General features: G+C 64.5%; 16 protein-coding genes. 3 read left to right on the top strand and 13 right to left on the bottom strand.

The features are described 5' to 3' along the window. Nucleotides 1-20: 20 nt before the first annotated feature. Complete coding sequence (locus P2T60_RS00570; RefSeq protein WP_276280610.1) at nt 21-194, top strand: hypothetical protein; 174 nt, start codon at nt 21-23, stop codon at nt 192-194. 48 nt (nt 195-242) lie between these two features. On the opposite strand, the gene P2T60_RS00565 is transcribed toward P2T60_RS00570, so the two are convergent. Together P2T60_RS00565 and P2T60_RS00560 are read right to left on the bottom strand one after the other, a co-directional pair. Next, entirely contained in the window at nt 243-380 is a 138-nt protein-coding gene (locus tag P2T60_RS00565; RefSeq protein WP_276280609.1) for a hypothetical protein, read from the bottom strand. Nucleotides 381-506: 126 nt separating this feature from the next. Then, nucleotides 507-2,693 (bottom strand): elongation factor EF-2, encoded by a 2,187-nt coding sequence (locus tag P2T60_RS00560; protein WP_276280608.1) that lies wholly within the window; start codon nt 2,691-2,693, stop codon nt 507-509. Nucleotides 2,694-2,832: 139 nt separating this feature from the next. Here P2T60_RS00560 and P2T60_RS00555 point away from each other — a divergent pair, with 139 nt between their 5' ends. Beyond that, a complete protein-coding gene (locus P2T60_RS00555; RefSeq protein WP_276280607.1) occupies nt 2,833-3,603 on the top strand; it encodes a DUF5781 family protein in 771 nt (256 codons plus the stop codon). An 18-nt stretch (nt 3,604-3,621) separates the two neighbouring features. Here the strand turns inward: P2T60_RS00555 and P2T60_RS00550 are convergent, their stop codons facing one another. After that, a complete protein-coding gene (locus P2T60_RS00550; RefSeq protein ID WP_276280606.1) occupies nt 3,622-3,846 on the bottom strand; it encodes a hypothetical protein in 225 nt (74 codons plus the stop codon). Nucleotides 3,847-4,145: 299 nt separating this feature from the next. Beyond that, nucleotides 4,146-4,457 carry a hypothetical protein gene (locus P2T60_RS00545; protein WP_276280605.1) on the bottom strand — a complete coding sequence of 104 codons (312 nt, stop codon included), beginning with the start codon at nt 4,455-4,457 and terminating at the stop codon, nt 4,146-4,148. Between the two features lie 6 nt (nt 4,458-4,463). Between P2T60_RS00545 and P2T60_RS00540 the strand changes: the two genes are divergently transcribed. Next, on the top strand, nt 4,464-4,793 hold the full coding sequence (locus P2T60_RS00540) for a cupin domain-containing protein (protein ID WP_276280604.1): 330 nt from the start codon (nt 4,464-4,466) through the stop codon (nt 4,791-4,793). Nucleotides 4,794-4,885: 92 nt separating this feature from the next. Here the strand turns inward: P2T60_RS00540 and P2T60_RS00535 are convergent, their stop codons facing one another. From P2T60_RS00535 to rpoB, 9 genes are all read right to left on the bottom strand, one after another. Next, nucleotides 4,886-6,244: a PQQ-dependent sugar dehydrogenase gene (locus tag P2T60_RS00535; protein WP_276280603.1), complete on the bottom strand. Its 1,359-nt coding sequence runs from the start codon at nt 6,242-6,244 to the stop codon at nt 4,886-4,888. A gap of 141 nt (nt 6,245-6,385) precedes the next feature. Beyond that, complete coding sequence (locus tag P2T60_RS00530) at nt 6,386-7,003, bottom strand: 30S ribosomal protein S7 (RefSeq protein ID WP_276280602.1); 618 nt, start codon at nt 7,001-7,003, stop codon at nt 6,386-6,388. A 2-nt stretch (nt 7,004-7,005) separates the two neighbouring features. Further along, complete coding sequence (locus P2T60_RS00525) at nt 7,006-7,434, bottom strand: 30S ribosomal protein S12 (RefSeq protein WP_137283920.1); 429 nt, start codon at nt 7,432-7,434, stop codon at nt 7,006-7,008. Between the two features lie 185 nt (nt 7,435-7,619). Then, a complete protein-coding gene (locus P2T60_RS00520) occupies nt 7,620-9,326 on the bottom strand; it encodes a pyrroloquinoline quinone-dependent dehydrogenase (protein WP_276280601.1) in 1,707 nt (568 codons plus the stop codon). Continuing rightward, nucleotides 9,323-10,255: a hypothetical protein gene (locus P2T60_RS00515; protein WP_276280600.1), complete on the bottom strand. Its 933-nt coding sequence runs from the start codon at nt 10,253-10,255 to the stop codon at nt 9,323-9,325. The genes P2T60_RS00520 and P2T60_RS00515 overlap by 4 nt, the downstream gene beginning before the upstream one ends. Before the next feature lie 376 nt (nt 10,256-10,631). Then, on the bottom strand, nt 10,632-11,069 hold the full coding sequence (locus tag P2T60_RS00510) for a NusA-like transcription termination signal-binding factor (RefSeq protein WP_276280599.1): 438 nt from the start codon (nt 11,067-11,069) through the stop codon (nt 10,632-10,634). A 1-nt stretch (nt 11,070) separates the two neighbouring features. Further along, on the bottom strand, nt 11,071-13,752 hold the full coding sequence (locus P2T60_RS00505) for a DNA-directed RNA polymerase subunit A'' (RefSeq protein ID WP_276280598.1): 2,682 nt from the start codon (nt 13,750-13,752) through the stop codon (nt 11,071-11,073). Next, nucleotides 13,745-16,681: a DNA-directed RNA polymerase subunit A' gene (locus tag P2T60_RS00500; RefSeq protein WP_276280597.1), complete on the bottom strand. Its 2,937-nt coding sequence runs from the start codon at nt 16,679-16,681 to the stop codon at nt 13,745-13,747. The genes P2T60_RS00505 and P2T60_RS00500 overlap by 8 nt, the downstream gene beginning before the upstream one ends. A 4-nt stretch (nt 16,682-16,685) precedes the next feature. Continuing rightward, nucleotides 16,686-18,512 (bottom strand): DNA-directed RNA polymerase subunit B, encoded by a 1,827-nt coding sequence (gene rpoB, locus P2T60_RS00495; RefSeq protein WP_276280596.1) that lies wholly within the window; start codon nt 18,510-18,512, stop codon nt 16,686-16,688. Nucleotide 18,513 lies beyond the last annotated feature (1 nt).

Here is an 18,513-nt window from a genome sequence, read left to right as displayed (position 1 = left end):
CTTATAGACGGTATATAACCATGTCGCCGAACGGCGAGACCCGAGGCATGGAAGCGAGCGACGACGCTCCCGAGCGAAGACGGACCGAGGCGACCAACCACGTCTGCGTGTTCTGCGGCGAGAAGTTCGACGTGGGCGACCGAACGACTTGCCCGTCGTGCGAAGCGACTGTCGTCCTGCGTGGCACGCGATAGCGATACAGAAGAGAGACCGAACGCCGTCGCTCGTTCGAGACGGACCGACTACTCGTTGGCGGAGGCCGTCGAGACTTCGGGCGAGTGCCTGCGACTCGCCGACACCAGCGCCCAGACCCCGACGAGGACGCCGACCCACAGGAGCGCGACGATACCAATCCAGAGGAAGACGACCACGGGAGGCATGGGGCCGGATACCACGACGGATGATTTGGTTATACACCACCTACGTCGTCGTAAGCGCGGAGACCCGAGTCTCAGGGTCGGATTGAACGGAGAAAAACGAACGAAGAGAGGAAAGACGGCGACCGATTAGAAGTAGTCGATTGCCTCGGGCAGTTCGAGTTTCATGCCCTTGCGCTCGCGAATTTCCATGATGGTCTCTTCCTGCAGGTTGTCGGCCATGACCTCGAATCCGGCGTTCTCGGTGTTCCACGAGGCACGACCCTCGGTGGCACTCCGGATGTCCGAGGAGAACCCAATCATCTCGTCGACCGGCGCGATGCCTTCCACGACCATCAGGTCGCCCTCCTGGTACATGTCGTCGACGCGACCACGGCGACCCTGAATCTCGCCGGACGCCGCGCCCATGTGTTCGTTGGGCACGTCGATGCGCACGTCCTGCATCGGTTCCAACAGCGCGACCTTACCCTGCACGAGGGCGTTGTGGACCGCGTTGCGGACGGCCGGGATGACCTGCGCCGGACCGCGGTGGATGGTGTCCTCGTGAAGCTTGGCGTCCTCCAGTCGGAGGAGGGTGCCCTGCACGGGTTCGGCGGCGAGCGGACCGTCGTCGAGCGCCTCTTCGAGACCCTCGATGACGAGTTCCATCGTCTCGTTGAGGTGCTGGATACCCTTCGTGTCGTCGATGAGGATGTTGGTCCCGTGGATGTGTTCGACGTTCTGGGACATGTCCTTCTCCATGCCCGCTTCCTGAAGCGCCTCGCGGCGCTCCTGTTCGGGCATGTCCATCGACACGTCGCCGAGCTTGATTTTCTCGATGATTTCCTCGGTCAGGGGCTGGGCCTGAATGTAGAACCGGTTGTGGCGGTTCGGGGAGATGCCCTCGATGACCTCCGTCGGTTCCCGGATGGCCTCGCGGAAGACGACGATGGGTTCGCCGGTGTTGACCGGGATGCCCTGATTGCGCTCGATGCGCTGGGTGATGACTTCGAGGTGAAGTTCACCCTGCCCGGAGATGAGGTGTTCGCCGGTGTCCTCGTTGATTTCGATTTGAATCGTCGGGTCCTCTTTGGACTGCTGGCGAAGCGTCTCGATGAGCTTCGGCAGGTCGTCCATGTTCTTGGCCTCGACGGACTTCGTGATGACCGGTTCGCTGATGTGTTCGATGGACTCGAACGGCGTCATCTCGACGCTGGAGACGGTCGAACCCGCGATAGCGTCCTTCAGACCGGTGACGGCCGCGATGTTACCCGCGGGGACGCGCTCGACTTCCTCGCGTTCGCCGCCCATGTAGATGCCGACGCTCTGGATGCGGTTCTTCCCGGCGGTACCGGAGACGTAGAGTTCTTGGCCCTTCTCCAGCGTACCGGAGAAGACACGTCCGGCGGCGATTTCGCCAGCGTGGGGGTCGATACCGATGTCGGTGACCATCAGGACGACTTCGCCGTCCTCGTCCACGAGACGCATCTGCTCGGCGAGTTCGGAGGTGTCGTCACCGCGCCAGATGCGCGGGATACGACGGGGCTGAGCGTCGATGGGGTCCGGGAAGTGTTCACACACCATGTCGAGAACAACGTCCGACAGCGGCGTGCGCTCGTGAAGCTCTTTGCGCTTGTCGGCGCGTTCGAGTTCCATGATGTCGCCGAAGTCCATCCCGGTGCGCTGCATCGAGGGCATGGAGACGCCCCACTTGTAGAGGGCCGACCCGAAGCCGACCGTCCCGTCTTCGACGGAGACGGTCCAGTCTTCGACATCGTCCATGTCCTCGGTCATGCCCCGAATCAGCTCGTTCACGTCGTCGATGACGCTGAGGAGGCGGCGCTGCATCTCCTCGGGACCTTCCTGAAGCTCGGAGATGAGGCGGTCGACCTTGTTGATGAACAGCGTGGGCTTGACGCCCTCGCGGAGCGCCTGTCGGAGGACGGTTTCGGTCTGGGGCATCGCGCCCTCGACTGCGTCCACGACCACGAGCGCACCGTCGACGGCGCGCATCGCTCGGGTCACGTCGCCACCGAAGTCGACGTGGCCCGGCGTGTCGATGAGGTTGATGAGGTGTTCGGTGTCCTCGTACTCGTGAGTCATGGACACGTTCGCGGCGTCGATAGTGATGCCGCGTTCCTGCTCGTCCTCTTCGGTGTCCATCATCAACTGCGTCGCTTCACCCTGGTCGGCAATCATGCCCGCACCGGCCAGAAGGTTGTCTGTCAGCGTCGTCTTACCGTGGTCTACGTGTGCGGCGATGGCGATGTTCCGGATATGCTCCGGCTTGTCCATCAGTCGCTCGCACTGTTCGACGATCTTCTTTCGTCTTCCCATTATGGATGTTCTACCCGTAGGAAGTTGAAAAGCGTAGTGTTTCGCTACGGCTAAAGTGGCGTACGCTCCGCGAGAACCCTGTCAACGTCCACCAACCGGCGCAAGAGTCATACCGTCGGAGTCCTTGGTAGGGATACACATGGAGGTTCACGTCCACGGTCCCGGTCCGGCCGCGCCATTCCTCCGCGCCCGCGACCTCTTCGAGACCGAACACGACCTCGACTCGCCAGTCCACGTCCGCGTCCGCGAGAACCCCGACGAGCGGACGTGGACCGCCCACCCCGACGACCACGTTCTCAACATCTCCCGACAGGCCGCGACCAGCGCGATGGCCCGCGAACTCGCGCTCCACGAGTTCGCGCACATGGCGCGCCACGAGCAGGCCCATCCCTCCCACACCCAGTCCACCGAGGAAGTCCTGTTCCTCGCGCTGTCGGGCAAGTCGGTCGAGCGTCGGCGGGTGGTCCACTGCTACCAGATTGCCAACCACATGAAGGACATCTACGCCGACGACATCACCCTCCGGGTCGGCCCGACCGACAAACTCGTCTCGTTCCTCGAATCCGAACTCGCGGCGGCGGTGGCCGACCGACCGGCGAGACCCGAAGGCGGCCCGGCCCGGAAGCGCGACGGCCTGCGACTCACGGGCACGGCCGACCCGGAGATGACCGCGGTCAACGCCGCCTTCGCGCTCGCGTTGGTCGAGCGCCACGACCTCGTGGACGAGGACCACCGACTCTACGACCTCGCGCACGCGGCCGCGAACGACGCGCGCGAGGTCAGTCTCGCCGGTTTCAAACACCGGTTCAAGTCGCTCGGCCCGGACCCCGGCGAGAGCGAGTACCGCCGCTCGCTGGTCGATGCGGCACGGGAGTACGCGGTCGGCGGCAAAGAACAGGCGGCCGATTAGAGCGGCGACTGACGCGACCTACGCGAACTCGGCCAGCGCGAGCAGGACGCTCGGCGCGACCAGCAGGACGAGACCCCCGGCAATCAGGAGGGCGGGGACGACGAGCAGTCCCATCTCGGTGAACAACCAGAGTCCGACCCCTGCCAAGAGAGCGAGTAACCCGACGAGTCGCAGGAGCCACGTCACGACGCCTTCGAGTCCGGAGTCCGCAACGAGGTCCACGACTTCGAGTGCTTCGTCCATGACAGGTGGGTCTGCAGACGCCAACCACTTGAACGATGTGGCGGTTTTAGTCGTCGTTCCTCTCCGGCGCGTCCGGGCGCGACGCGCTTGCGCGGTCGCGCCCACGTCGCGCGGGGTCTGCGCTCGGAGGCAACTTTCCACCAGCAAACGCCCGGCGAATCAACCGCCACGGGAGGATGAAGGGGCCGCCCGGTCGCGTTCACTTCAGTCGCTGGTCGGTCCCTATCCGGACCGGGCAGTGCGGAGAGGCCCAGATATACCGGCCAGCGACCGCGAGCGGTCGGGGGCTTCAGAGGACGTTACAACTCGATTCCCTCCTTTGAAGTTGCTGAAACGCGGGCGGGGAATTTCTGGGACCTCTTCGTCGCAGTTCCTGCGGTCGCAGTGACGAGGCGTGGCGGGCGGGCGAATCCGACGCCGGAGACGGCAAAGACCGTAGAGACGGTAACAGAGACAACAGAGACGACAACGAAAACGAAGACCACAGCGACGACAGGGACGGCAACGACCACCAAAACAGCAACGACGGCCGACGACGACGAGATAGAGACGACAGCGAAAACGAAGACCGCAGAGCCGACACCAGACTCAACACCGACGACGCCGTACATCCCACGATGGCCTACACCAAAGTAGACTCCAGAGACGTGGAACCGATAGCCGAGGGGATGCGCTTCCTCCGGGACCCGCTGGACTGCGAGAAACTGGGCGTGACCGTCCTCGACGCCGACCCCGGATGGACCGGGAAGGAACACGACCACGCCGAGGACGGCCAAGAGGAGGTGTACGTCCTGCTCGACGGGTCGGCCACCGTCACCGTCGATGGCGAGGACGTGGACCTGACGGCGGGCGAGGCCCTCCGGATTCCGCCCGAGGCGACCCGCCAGATTCACAACGGCGACGCCGAAAGCACGTTCGTCCTCGTCGGCGCGTCGGACGGGGAGTGAGGCCGGAAATATTTCTAACGGTTAGAGACAGCAGAACATCCGTCTAACAAATATTTTCCTGTCGAAGAGATAGGTAGAGGTTTCCGAACTCGCTACGCGGTCGGCGTCAGACGAACCAGCACGTCGTCGCGGGCGCGCGGGAACGTGTCGCCTTTCGGCCTGCCGTCGCGGTTCGACGTGACCGCGTACAGGTGGCCGTCGGGACCCTGTTCGACGTGGCGAACCCGGCCGAGTACGTCGGCCAGCGTCCAGTGTGCAGTCGCGGCGTAGGCGTCGTCGTGCCAGTCTTCGGCGAACGCCATCCCTCGCGCCGTGTCGCCGACCGGCGGGAGGTCCCCGGCGTCGTCGGCCAGCGTGACGACGTTGATTCGCTGTGCGACCAGCGACCCGAAGACGAGTCGGTCGCGCCACGCCGGAATCGCGTCCCCGGTGTAGAAGACGCCGCCGCTTGGTGCCCACGACTCGGGCGTGTTCACCAGCGGACGGCGATACGCCGGGTCGTCCTCGTACTCGTCGGCTTTGCGCGCCTCGGGCCACCCGTAGTTGCCGCCGGGGACGAGGCGGTTCACCTCGTCGTTGCCGTCGGGACCGTGTTCGGTGACTACCGGCGTCGCGTCCGGAAGCCACGTGATGCATTGGGGATTGCGGTGGCCGTAGGTGTAGACGCGCGGGTCGGCGTCGTCGCCCGGCAGGTCCGGGTTCCCCGGCGCGGGGTCACCCACCGCGTTCACACGGAGGACGCTCCCTGCGAGCGACGACGTGTCCTGCGCGAGAGGTCCCTCGCCAGCGTCCCCCGTCGTAATCCAGAGGTAGTTCTCGGGACCGAACGCGATTCGCCCGCCGTTGTGAACGTTGTCCGCGGGGATGTCGTCCACGACGACGCGACCCGTACTGGCCGGGTCGTCGGCGTCCACGTCGTACCGGACGACGCGGTTGACCTTCCCGCCGTCCGTCTTCGCCGTGAAGTAGACGAAGACGTAGGGTGCCTCCGGGTACTTGGGGTGGACCGCGATGCCGAGCATCCCGCCCTCGCCGCCCTCGACGAACCACGTCTCCCAGAAGGGTTCGTCGTCGGGACCGGGGGCCATCGCCTCGGCGTCGATGACGGCGTCGGGTGCCGCCACGGTTTCGAGACGCTCGCCGTCGAAGCGCCGGATTCGCCCGGTGCGCTCGGTCACGAACAGTTCGCCCGTCCGCGCGAACGCCAAGTCCCACGGAATCTCCAGATTCTCGACCAGTACCTCCGGTTGCACCGACGCCGACAGCGGCGAGTCCGACGGTGAGGTCCACTCGGGGTCGTACCGCGACCACTCGTCGGCGGTGTGGTTGAGTTCGTACTCCTTCTCGGGTCTGCCGCGTCGTTCCGCCAGTTTGCCACAACCTGCGAGTCCGACCGCACCGACGGCGGCGAGGAACTGCCGTCGCGTTCGCCCGGACGGAATTACGCCCATACCGGAGCGTAATTTTAGGTGAACCTAAAAACATCGGTACGCGGTCGGAACGGGACGACTCGCTGGACGCGATAGCTTCGCCGAACGCGGCGGCTACGTCGAACGTCGTGACTACGCGAAAAGCGAGAGAGAAGAAACCGCTTAGCGGGCCGCGGCCGCGACGCGCTCTTTCTCTTCTTTCTGGTTGATAGCGTAGGTCTGCACGTCGTAGTTGGCCGCGCCGACGAGTTGGTCGGCCAGCGCCTCGGAAGCGTCGGTCGGCGTCTTGAACGACGCACTGTGGACGCCCTCGGCGATGAACTTCAGGGCTTGGTCCACGCGGCGCTGGGGTGCCACGTCGACCGCCTTCGGGACGGAGATGCCACCGTACTTCAGGCGGACGGTCTCCTCGCGCGGGGCGGCGTTCTCGACCGCGCTCACGAGAACCTGCACGGGGTTCTGTTCGGTGCGGTCGTGAATCTCGTCGAACGCCTCGCGGGTAATCTGCATCGTCTTCTGCTTCTTGCCGGTGTTCTCCTCGGTCTGCATCAGACGGTTGATGAGGCGCTCCACGATGGACACCTCGCTCTTCTGGAACTGCTTGGAGGCGTGGCGACCCATCGTGTGGGCGACCGGCGTAATCGTGATGTAACGCTCGGTCGAGGGGTCGTCGTACTCGATGTTGGTGATGTCCCACTCGCCGAACAGTTTGGCGACGGCGGTTCCCTCCTCGTCCGTGCCCGCGGGCTTGTCGGGTTCGGGTTGGTCTTCTGCCGCCATCGTTATCGCACCGGTTTCTCCGCGTTACCGCGAACCAGTTCTTCGAGGCTCACGCCGTTGACTTTCTCTACCTTGTAGTTGACGCCACCGAGGTCGCCCATCGCACGACCCTTCGCGCCACCGATGCCCGCGATAGTAACCTCGTCGTGTTCGTCGATGAACGAGATAGCGCCGTCGCCGGGACAGAAGGCGGTGACCTGCTTGCCGTTCTTGATGAGTTGGACTCGGACACACTTCCGAATCGCGGAGTTGGGCTGTTTGGCCTCGACGCCGACTTTTTCGAGAACGATGCCACGGCCCTGCGGCGCGCCTTCGAGGGGGTCGGACTTCTCCTCGAGTCCGCGCTCGCGTCGGGCGTACTTCGAGTCGGACCACCGGTGGTTCTGGCGGTCCTTCTTTAGCTTCCGCGCTGCGTATTTGCCGTTCGCCATATGCCGTGTGCTATCCGTCCGAGCTACTTAAGCCTCCCTCTTTCGAGGCGGGCGAAACGGGCGCAAATCGCTCAAGAGGGGTCGATTACGGAATCTGAGCGCGTTTCAGCGAACAGTTCTGCGCGCCGCTTAGCTTCGGTTCTGACAGCAGATTCGTTCGCGCCCGGAAAATCGGGCGGAGACGGCTATCCCTCCAGCGAGAACACGCCGACCGTGTTCCCGTCCGTGGCCGACCGGAGACCCCCGCCACCGGCCTGCACCGCGACGTACTGCTTGCCGACCACGGGGTCGTACCAACTCATCGGCGACCCGTTGACCGAGGCGTCGAACTGGTACTGCCAGAGTCGCTCGCCGGTCTCCGAATCGTATGCGATGAACTCGCCCGCGCCGTTCCCGGCGAAGGTGAGACCGGTCGTCGTGGCCATCGACCCGCCCATAGCGAACTCGTCCCACTCGTCCTGCCAGACGACTTCGCCGCTCACCGGGTCCACCGCCGAGAAGATAGCGAGTTGCCGGTTCCACTCGTCGGGTGCCGGGCCGGGGTCGTCCATCGTCGGGTAGACCGTGAAGCTTCCGCCGAGGTACTGGGCCGGGAGGTTCCACTCGGGGTCCTCGTCCCACTGGAACTTGCTCGGGTAGTTCATCGCCTTCACGTGGACGTTTCCGGTCTGGCGACTGTAGGAAGTCGGGTTCCACTCCGACCCGCCGTCGGCCGAGGGCATAATCCACGGCGTGTCTTCGAGGTTGTCCTGCGGGAGCGACCACATATTGAGATGTTGACAGAACTCGTCGCTTCGCTCGTGGAGTTTGCCGTCCTCGGCACCGAGCAGGTAGTTCCATCCGGTCTTTCCGGCGTGGCTGACGACTCGCTGGCTCTCGCCGTCCACCTCGGCGTCGAACAGCACCGGCGGCGCGGAGGCGTCCCAGTCCCACCATCCGTGGGGACTCTCTTGGAAGTACCACTGCACGTCGCCCGAGGCGGTGTCGAGTGCGAGGACGGCGACGGTGTAGACGTTCGGTCCCGGCCGGACGATGCCGTTCACGTCGGGTCCGGCGTTGCCGATGCTCGCGTAGAGGGTGTCGGTCTCCGAATCGACCGTGACGGTCATCCAGTTGGGTGCCGCGCCGTGTTGCCACGAGTCGCCTATCCACTGGTCTTTCGGCGTCGTCCACGTCCGCCACTCTCGCTCGCCCGAGTCGGCGTTTATCGACTCCACGAATCCGCGGATGCCGTACTCTCCACCCGCGCTCCCGTTGAGGATGCTCCCGTCGTAGACGACGGGTGCCCACGTCGCGGAGTAGCCTTCGTCGGTCGGGGCCGAGTCGTAGCGCCACTGCTGTTGGCCGGTGTAGCGGTCGATGGCGACGACGCTGGCGTCGAGCGTCGTCATGTAGAGCGTGTCGCCCAGAACCGCCACCCCGCGGTTGTTCGACCCGCAACAGAGGAGCGCCGGTTGGCCGTCGTCGCCCTCCGGCGCGTAGCGGTAGGTCCAGAGAACGTCGCCCGACCGGGCGTTGACCGCCCGCAACACGTCCGGGCCGTTGGTCTGGTACATGATTGGCGGGTCCGAAGGGACGACGACCGGGGTGCCCTCGAACTTCCCGCGCTCCACGTCCTCGGTGGCTTCGACGGTGTACTCTAGCGAGAGGCGCGAGACGTTCTCGGGCGTAATCGTGTCGGCGGTGGTGAACCGCTGTTGGGCGTAGCCGCCGCCGTACATCAGCCAGCTCTCCGGGTCGTCGCCCGAGTCGGCCAGCATCTCCGGCGTCACGTCGAGGCGCGGAATCTGTTGGGCGCTGTGGCGAACCGTCGTCGGCCCGTCGGCGAGGTACTCGATGGCGATGCCCTCGTCGGTGCGCTCGATTTCGGCGTGGGGTCGGTCGATGCTCATCGGCCGACACCTCCTCGCGGCGCGCGCTCGGCGTCGGTGACTCTGAAGAGATCGTCGGCCACGTCCTCCTGTGCGCGAATCGCTATCGCCGACCCGCCAGCGAGCGCCGCGGCCAGTTGGCTGTCGGCCAACTCCTCCGGTCCAGCGAGGTCGCTGGCGGCCGAGGCAAACAGGTGGACGCCCCCGAGCATCGCCTTCACGTCCCAGATTCCCCGGTCGAGCATCTCGTCGGTCAGAATCGCCTCGCGTTGCCAGAGGTGATGGTCGAGTTCGTCAATCCAGAGCAGTGCGCCGCCGAGCGCGCGCTGGTGGAGCGGAGCCACGTCCGCGGGGTCGTAGCCCTCGGGGTCGGCCGGGAGCTTCGCGGTCGAGACCCACTGGGCGAGGCGGGCGTTCTGGTTCACCACGTCCGCGACCAGCGCGGTCCGCTCGCGCTCTTCGAATCCGGCCTCGGCGAGCGCGGCGGTCAGCGGTTCGGCCCGAATCAGTTCGGCGGCGGTCGCTCGAACGTGGTCGGGCGAGAACTCCGGCAGGTGGCGCTCGGCCGACTCGAAGAACCCGACCGCCGCGAGGTGGTCGTAGGCGTCCCACGCGGGCGCGGCCACCTCCCGATAGGCGCTCGCGTCGGGGTCGTCGGGGAACCCCGCCGCCCGGAGCGCCGGGAGTTCGGCGATGCCCGCTTCGATGCCGCCGACCGCCTCCGAGAGTCGCCCGGCGTCGAGTCCACCGGCGAGGTCGGCACGGATGCGCTCGCCGACGGCGGCGAGTTCGTCGGCCGACTCCGCGCCGACCGCCTCGCGCAAGTCCGCCAGCGAGAGTTCCGTGGCCGCGCCGACACTCCCCGTCACGCCGAGTATCTTGAGGAAATTACGCCGGTCGCGTTCGTCCACGTCCGGTACGCCGTCAGTTAGCGTGTCGTTCGTTTCCATTCCCATCCCCACGGGAACGTCACGATTGGCGAGGAATTACTTTTCCCTCGGAAACGCGCCGCTCGCGCCTAAAATTTCGCCCGGGCGTCGCTAATTCCGTTGACACGACCGCGGCGACCGTCGGCGAAGGCCCGGAGAAATATCTGCCCATGTCAAACACTCGTATTCGATTGTTTTGCATAGAAATACCTATGCCAGAGCGAGCGACCGGCGGGAGCGTTCGAGGCGTTCGTCGCGGCGGTTCCTGTGGTAGCGGTCACTGTGCCGTTGTAGAGCAAAGAGAGACTTGCGAGAGTGTACGGCGACTTCGGAACCCATCACGACCGAGAAGGAACTCCAGAACCGGAGAAAAACGGCCGAAACCCGAAAAAGCCGGTCAGGTCAGTTGGATGTCGTCGATGTCGTAGTGGCGTTTCGCCAACTTCTCGGCGGCCGTGATGTTCCGGCCGCCCTCGCCGATGGCGATACCGGTGTCCTCCGAGTCCACCTCGGCGTAGGCCACCGTCTCGTCGTCCTCGCTGACGGTGACGTTGTACACCGCCGCCGGAGCGAGGGCGTTGGCGACGAACGCCTCGGGCGTGTCGGCGTCCTCTACCAGCACGACGGCTTTGTCCAACTGCGATTCGAGATTTCGGACCGTCTCGCCGCCCGAGCCGATGGCCTTGGCCATATCGCCCGGTTTGACGAGGAACACGATGCGCTCCTCGCCGTCGTCGCCGCCCTCGAAGACCACGCAGTCGCGGGCGGTCGCACCCGTCTCGTCCTCGAAGAGGGCGATGTACTGGCGGGCCTCGTCGGAGAGCGTGACTCTCATATCAGTCGGCGGCCTCGTCGCCGCTCAGCGAACCCATGCGGAGGTCCACGTCGCCGGTACCGATTTGGACCGGCTTTCCGGCGATGACGTTCTCGATGACGCCGTTCAGGTCGTCCACCTCGCCGTGGATGGCGGCGTCGAGCAGGTGGTTGACCGTCACCTCGTAGGCCGCCCGCGCCAGCACGCTGTCTTTCTGCCCGGCGATGCCGTGGCGACCGATGGACTCGATGGTGCCGCGGTTGGTCATGATGTCGGCCACCAGCATCAGGTGGCGGATGTTCACGTCGTCCAACCCCTGTTCTTCGAGGGTGTTTTTCGTCTCCTCGATGATGGCTTCGCGGGCCGCCTCGATGCCGAGGTTCTTGTGAATCTCGTGGATGTTGTTCGAGGTGGTCCGACTCGCGTCCACGCCCTCGATTTCGATTACGTCGCCGAACGCCGACCCCTCGGTGTAGAGGACGAACTCCTCGCCGTCGTCGAGTTGCTCTTTCCGGATGACCACGCGAGAGATGTCCTCGATACCCTTGAAGGTAATCTCGCGGAGGTCCTCGACGAGTTGGAGCAGGTCACGATAGCTCGGCTCGTCCGGGCCGAACTGGATTTGTGCGCCCTGCTGTTTCGTCGTCACGCCGAGTTCGTCTTGGATGATTTCGGCGATTTCGGCGGCGACTTCCTCGGTGCCGGTCACGAGCGGCCAGCGTTCTTCGAGCGTCTCGGGATTCAGGTCGATGGAGACTACCATGTCGGCGACGTTGGTCGAGATGTCCCCGAGCGCCAGAATCTTCGTCGCCTCGATTTGCCAGACGACCTCGTGAGCGCGTTCGCGGTCGGTCGCGTACTCGTCTTCGAGGTAGACCGTCATCATCGGCGTGTCCGGGGTCTTCCGAGCGTCCACCAACTCGATGAGTCGCGGCAGACCCTGCGTCACGTCGATTTCCGCGACCCCCGCGTAGTGGAACGTGTTCATCGTGTTGTGAGTGACGACCCCGGACGCGGTGGTGAACGTCTCCAGTCCTTCGACCGAGAAGTCGTAGACGTACTCGTGGTCACTTTCGACCGTCTCGATGGATTCGATGCGGTCCCAAATCACGTCGCCCGAAACTGCCTGCTCGAGGTCGTCCAGCGCGTCCGGTCGTTCATCGGCCCTCCGCTCGACGCGGGCGACGAACTCGGCGAGCGTCCGCCGACCGATTCGCTGGCGCTTCGTCGCGCTGTTGACCTGTCGCTGGGGGATTCCAGCGGCACTCGCGGCGTCTTCGAGTGCGTCTCCGAAGTTCGGAATCATGTCGGTCGCGTCAGGACCGTCGCCGTCGATGGTAGCCGCGAGTTCGGCGAGTTGCTCGCCACGCTCGCCCACCATGCCGATTCGGTCCTCGAACGCCGGAACGTGCTTTTTCGGTAGGCGAAGCGTCTTGGAGTCGTCCTGTTCGCCGAGCGTGGCGAACAGTCCGAATCGGGCGAGGAGGAAGGCGACACCTTCGGTGAGCCGGTCGGATGTCGAACTCGCTCGCACCGAGTTCTTCCCGACGTTGCCGTCACCGCTGAAGTAACCCGTCAGCAGGCCACGGACGAACTCCGAAGACGCGCCGAACGCGAATCCGGGAACGACTTTCTCGCCGTCGTCGGTGCAAGCCACCCGCAGGAAGTCGGCGAGGACTTTCCCGTTGACGCGGATGTCGTATCCGTCGGCGAACCCACTCGTGTTCTCGTACTCGTTGACCGAGAGGCCGAACCGCTCGGCGAACGTCCGAACGCGATTCTGGAACGTCGAATCGACGTTCGACACGGAGACATAGTAGTCAGTAAGCGACCCTTCGGCGAGCCACGCCCCGACGAAGAAACCAGTTTCCTCGTCAAGCGGGAACTGTTCGGGGAGACCCGTCGTTCCCTGAACGGGATAGACGAAGCGCTCTTTCAGCTCACCGTCTTCGAGAGCCTGTCTCTTGTTCCGAATCTGGGAATCGCCACCGGGGAGCGTTTCGACGCCACCGTCGGTGAGGGTAGACGTGTACCAGTAGTCGTCTGCCGGAAGGAACTCCCGGAGGTCGGCCGTCTCGCTACCGTCACCAACTCGGAGGTCGCCGACGACCGGAATCCAGTCGCCTGCATCGAGGTCGTCACCCGTGACGGGCACGACTTCGTTGTCCTGCCGGGTGACGAACGAATGTGACTTCGTGGCGCGAATCGAGCGTCCCGATTCGAGTTCGATTTCGAGCAGTTCGTCGGGGGTTTCGTGGCGGCTGATTTCCTCGACGGTCTTCCACGAAACGCGCTCGTCGTCGCGGAGGCTGACGACTTCCAAGTCGTCCGGTGCAAGCGCGACCTCGTGTCCGTCGAGTTCGCGCGTTTCACGACTCGCCATCAGGTTGTCTACGAGCGGACCGATTTCGGTCGTTCGCGTCTCGCCGTCGCGCCGAACGAGTACGGACTCGTCGGCAGGAATCGACATCTGCGTTCCGGGTTCCCCGATGGACTGGGCGGAGACGACGCCCACGGGGTCGAGCGGGTCGACTCGCGTGTCGAGATAGCGGTTCTCGACGGCGCGGGCGATTTGGTCGGCTTGGTCTACGGTCACGCCGTCGCGCGCTTCGACCGTCTCGTACACCTCGTTTTTCAGTCGTTGGGGGAGGTCGGTGTCTTCGACGACGGCCGCTACGTCTTCGGATACGTCGTAATCAGTCATCGGACTCCACCTCCCGAGTGCTGGGAGTGCTACTACGCGTCTCGGTGTGTTCCGAGAGGTTGGTCGGTCGGGCCTTCTCGCCGAGGAACTCCATCTTCTGGTCTTCGCTGTCGAAGGCCTCTTCGAGAACGCGGTCGGCGATTTGGTCCACGTCGATTTCGCTGTCGGCGTTGTGAGACACCTTCACCGGACTCGTGCTGTCCTCGCCGAACTCGAACTGGACGATGCGGTCGTTGGTGTCCCGCACGGTCCCGTCGTACTGGGCTTCGAGTTCGCTCAGCGCGTTCATCAGACGGCGCTGGAGGTATCCGGACTTGGAGGTACGGACTGCCGTGTCCACGAGACCCTCGCGGCCACCCATCGCGTGGAAGAAGAACTCGCGGGGGTCGAGTCCGCCCGTGTAGGAGTGTTCCACGAAGCCGTGGGCCTTCGCCGAGAGGTCGTTCTGCTTGAAGTGGCTGAGCGTCCGGTTCTCGTACCCGCGGTTGATTCGCTCGCCGCGGACTGCCTGCTGGCCGACGCAACCCGCCATCTGGGTCAGGTTCAGCATCGACCCACGCGCGCCGGACTTGGCCATCACGACGGCCGGGTTGTCCTCGTCGAAGTGTTCCTCGGCGATGTCACCCGCGGAGTCGCGGGCCTTGCCGAGCGTCTGCATTATCTTCATCTCCAGCGTCTCGTCTACGGTCCGACCGGGCAGGGATTCGAGGTCGCCGTTCTGGTACGTCTCGATGAGTTCTTCAACTCGGTCGTAGGCGTTGTCGATGGCCTCGTCGATTCGGTTCTGGGCCTCTCCGGGAATCGACTCGTCGTCGATTGCGATAGAGAACCCGAAGTGCATGATGGAGCGCATCGCAAGCGCGGCAACCTCGTTGATGAAGACGCGCGAGCGAGTGTTACCGTAGACCTTCGTGATGGTGTCTACGATTTCACCGCCGAACTCGCCCACCTCGTCCTCGGCGATGGTGCCCTCTATGAGTTGGCCGTCCTCGATGATTACGTCGTCGCCGACCGTGCCGGTGAATTCGAGATTGAGGTCGCTCGGGAGCAGTTCCGAGAAGATGTCTCGACCGGTCCAGTAGGGTTCGTCCTCGTCGTCGGTGCCCGAGGGGTCGGGCAGTTCGTCGATTCGAGTCGCCCGCAGGAGGTCGAGCGCCTGCGTCTCGTTGAAGTGTGGGTTCTCGTTGGTGAGCAGATACGTCCCCGAGATGTGGTCCTGAATCGCACCGATGATGTTCGCGCCGAAGCGCGGCGACAGGATTTGTTCCTGCACGCGCATGAGGACGCGCGCCTCCGCGCGGGCCTCCTCGTTCTGGAGGGCGTGCATGTTCATCTCGTCGCCGTCGAAGTCGGCGTTGTACGGCGGACAGACGACGGTGTTGAGTCGGAACGTCTTGTACGGCATCACGACCACTTCGTGGGCCATGATGGACATCCGGTGGAGCGACGGCTGGCGGTTGAAGATAACGATGTCGCCGTCGACCATGTGGCGGTTGACTTCCCAACCGGGTTCGACCTTGGTCGAGAGTTCTTCGCAGTTCTTCTCGGTGACTTTGAGGCGGCGACCGTCGGGTCGCTTGACGTAGTTCGCGCCCGGATGGGCCTCGGGACCGTTGGCGACGTAGCGCCGGGCCTCCTCTACGTTCCGGTCGGTGACGTTCATCGTCTGGGTCATCTCTTGGGCGACTCGCTCGGGGACGCCGACCTCGTTCAGCGAGAGCGTCGGGTCGGGCGAGATGACGGTACGCGCCGAGAAGTTGACGCGCTTACCCGAGAGCGACCCGCGGAAGCGACCTTCCTTGCCCTTCAGACGCTGGCTGAGGGTCTTGAGGGGTCGGCCCGACCGGTGTCGGGCGGGCGGCGTGCCCGAAATCTCGTTGTCCATGAAGGTGGTGACGTGGTACTGGAGCAGTTCCCAGAGGTCCTCGATGATGAGTTGGGGCGCACCCGCCTCGCGGTTCTCCATGAACCGCTGGTTGATGCGGATGATGTCCACCAGTTTGTGGGTCAGGTCGTCCTCGGAGCGCTGGCCGTTGTCCAGCGTGATGGACGGCCGGGCGGTCACGGGCGGAACCGGAAGGACCGTTAGAATCATCCACTCGGGGCGCGAGCGGTCGGGGTCGATGCCGAGCGTTCCCACGTCCTCGTCCGGGATGTCCTCGAACCAGTCCCGGATGTCGCTGGGCATCAGTTTGTTCATGTCCTCCTCGGTGAGGTCTATGTCCAGCGCCTTCTCGATGGCCTTCCGGTCGTCCTCGCGGGGCCGGAACTCGCCGGACATGATTTCGTTGATGCGCGAGAGGTCGATGTCCGTCGCGTCGGCGAGTTCTTGGGGAGCCATCGGTTCGCGGCCCTCCTCCTCGTCGCCCTGCATCGCGGACGCAATTTGCTCGGAGTACTCGCTGGTGAGGACCTGCTGGACCTCGTAGTAGGTGGTCGGCTTCTCGTGGTTGATGTCGTACTGGACCTCGCCGCAGTAGGTGCATCGGTCCTTCTTTCGGGCCTCCCGGATGGCGGCCTTGGTCACGTCGGTAACGTCGTCGCCGAGTTCCTTGGTCCGGGTGAGCTTCGACTCGTACTTCTCCTTCTCGTCCTCGGTCAGCAGGAGGCGCGAGCAGTTCCGACAGGTCCCACGCAGGAGTCGTCGGATGAGCTTCGTGAACCCGACGTGGATGACGGGCGCGGCGAGTTCGATGTGACCGAAGTGGCCGTTACACGACCCGGAGTGCTTGCCGCAGGTCTTGCACTCCAGTCCGGGGTCGATGACGCCCAGTCGCGGGTCCATCAGGCCCATGTCGATGGGGAAGCCGTCGTCGTCGTACGTGTCGGCGGTGATGATTTTGGTCGCCGACATCTCTCGGTACTCCTCGGGGTCCATCAGCCCGAAGCTAATTTCGCCGATTTCCTTGGGTGTTTGTCCTGTTGACATTGTTTTAAACAGCGTCTTCGAGTTCGAGTCGCGGTGCGATGCCGAGTGCTTTCATCTCGTCGAGCAGAAGCTTGAACGCGTAGGACATCTCGACTTCGTGGATGTCGGTCTCCTCGTCACAGTTGGGACAGTAGACCCGGTTCTGTTCGACGTTCTCAACTGCGCTCATGCCACACTCGCCACAGACGTATATCCACTCGCGGTCGGACTCGTCCAGCAGGCGCTCTTTCAGCGTCAGCGCGGCACCGTGCGCGACGAGGACCATCCGTTCCATCTCACCCACGCGGAGACCACCCTCGCGGGCGCGCCCCTCGGTGGGTTGGCGGGTCAGCACCTGCACCGGCCCGCGGGAACGGGCGTGCAGTTTGTTGCTCACCATGTGGTAGAGCTTCTGGTAGAAAATCGTCCCGATGAAGATTTCGGCCTCGATTTTCTCCCCGGTGATGCCGGAGTACATGATTTCCTTCCCGGAGGACTTGAAGCCCTGTTCTTCGAGTCCGCCGCGGAGTTCCTCCTCGTCCTCGCCGGTGAACGGCGTCCCGTCCACGCGGCGGCCTTCGAGCGCACCGACCTTCCCGCCAATCATCTCCAGCACGTGGCCGACCGTCATCCGGGACGGCAGGGCGTGGGGGTTGATGATGAGGTCCGGGACGACGCCGCCCTCGGTGAACGGCATGTCCTCTTGGGGCGCGATGTGGCCCACGACACCCTTCTGGCCGTGCCGGGACGCGAACTTGTCGCCGAGTTCCGGGATGCGCTCGTCGCGCACCGAGACCTTCGAGAGCTTCGAACCGTCCTCGCCCTCCATCAGGGTCACGGTGTCCACGACGCCCGATTCACCGGAGCGCATCGTGACGGAGGTCTCCCGGCGCTTCTGCGGGGAGAGACCGCCCATGTCGTCGGGTTCTTCGAGGAACCGCGGCGGACTGGTCTTGCCGAGCAGGACGCTGTTCTCGTCCACCCGCGTCTCGGGGTTGACGAGTCCGTCCTCGTCGAGGTGGGTGTAGGCGTCCTCACCGCGCGCGCCGCGCACGTCGTCGCTCGGAATCTCGAAGCGGTCCTCCTGACCGCCGGGGTAGCGCCGTTCCTCGCCCTCGTAGGTCCGGAAGAAATGCGAGCGAGCGAGCGCGCGGTCCACCGACCCGCCGTTCAGGACCAGCGCGTCCTCGATGTTGAACCCTTCGTAGGACATGACCGCGACCGTGAAGTTCTGGGCCGCGGGTCGCTCGTCGTAGCCGATTTGCTCGGTGGTCTGGGTCTTGACCATCGAGAGCTGCGGGTAGTGTAGGAGGTGTTGTCGCGTGTCAGGCCGGATGCGGTAGTTCGCCGCCGGAAGCCCGAGCGACTGCTTTATCATCCCCGACCCCATCGTAATCCGGGGCGAGGCGTTGTGTTCGGGGTACGGGACCATGCCCGCACCGATACCGAAGATGAGTTGCGGGTCCACTTCGAGGTGGGTGTGGTCTGGCGTGAGGTGTTCTTCGTCCACCGCGACGTAGATGTCCTCTTCCTCCTCGGCGTCGATGAACTCGACTTTCCCGCGCTCGACGAGGTCCTCGAAGTCGAGGTCACCGTTCTTGAGCGCCTCGACTTCTTCCTCGGTTGCGAGGGGTTCGCCGTCCTCGATGACGAGGAGCGGTCGGCGGGCGCGGCCCGCGTCGGCGTTGATGATGACTTCGCGGGTCCGCTCTTTGACCGAGACGTTGACCATCTCGGACACGTCGCCGCGGCGACGTGCGTGGCGGACCTGTTCTGCGAGCTGTTCGGGGTCGGGGTGGGTACCGACCAGACTACCGTTCACGTATACTTTCGCTTCTCGTCCCTGACTCATG

The sequence above is a fragment of the Halorussus caseinilyticus genome (assembly GCF_029338395.1).
GTDB lineage: Archaea > Halobacteriota > Halobacteria > Halobacteriales > Haladaptataceae > Halorussus > Halorussus caseinilyticus.
This window is presented reverse-complemented; position numbering and strand designations above follow the sequence as displayed.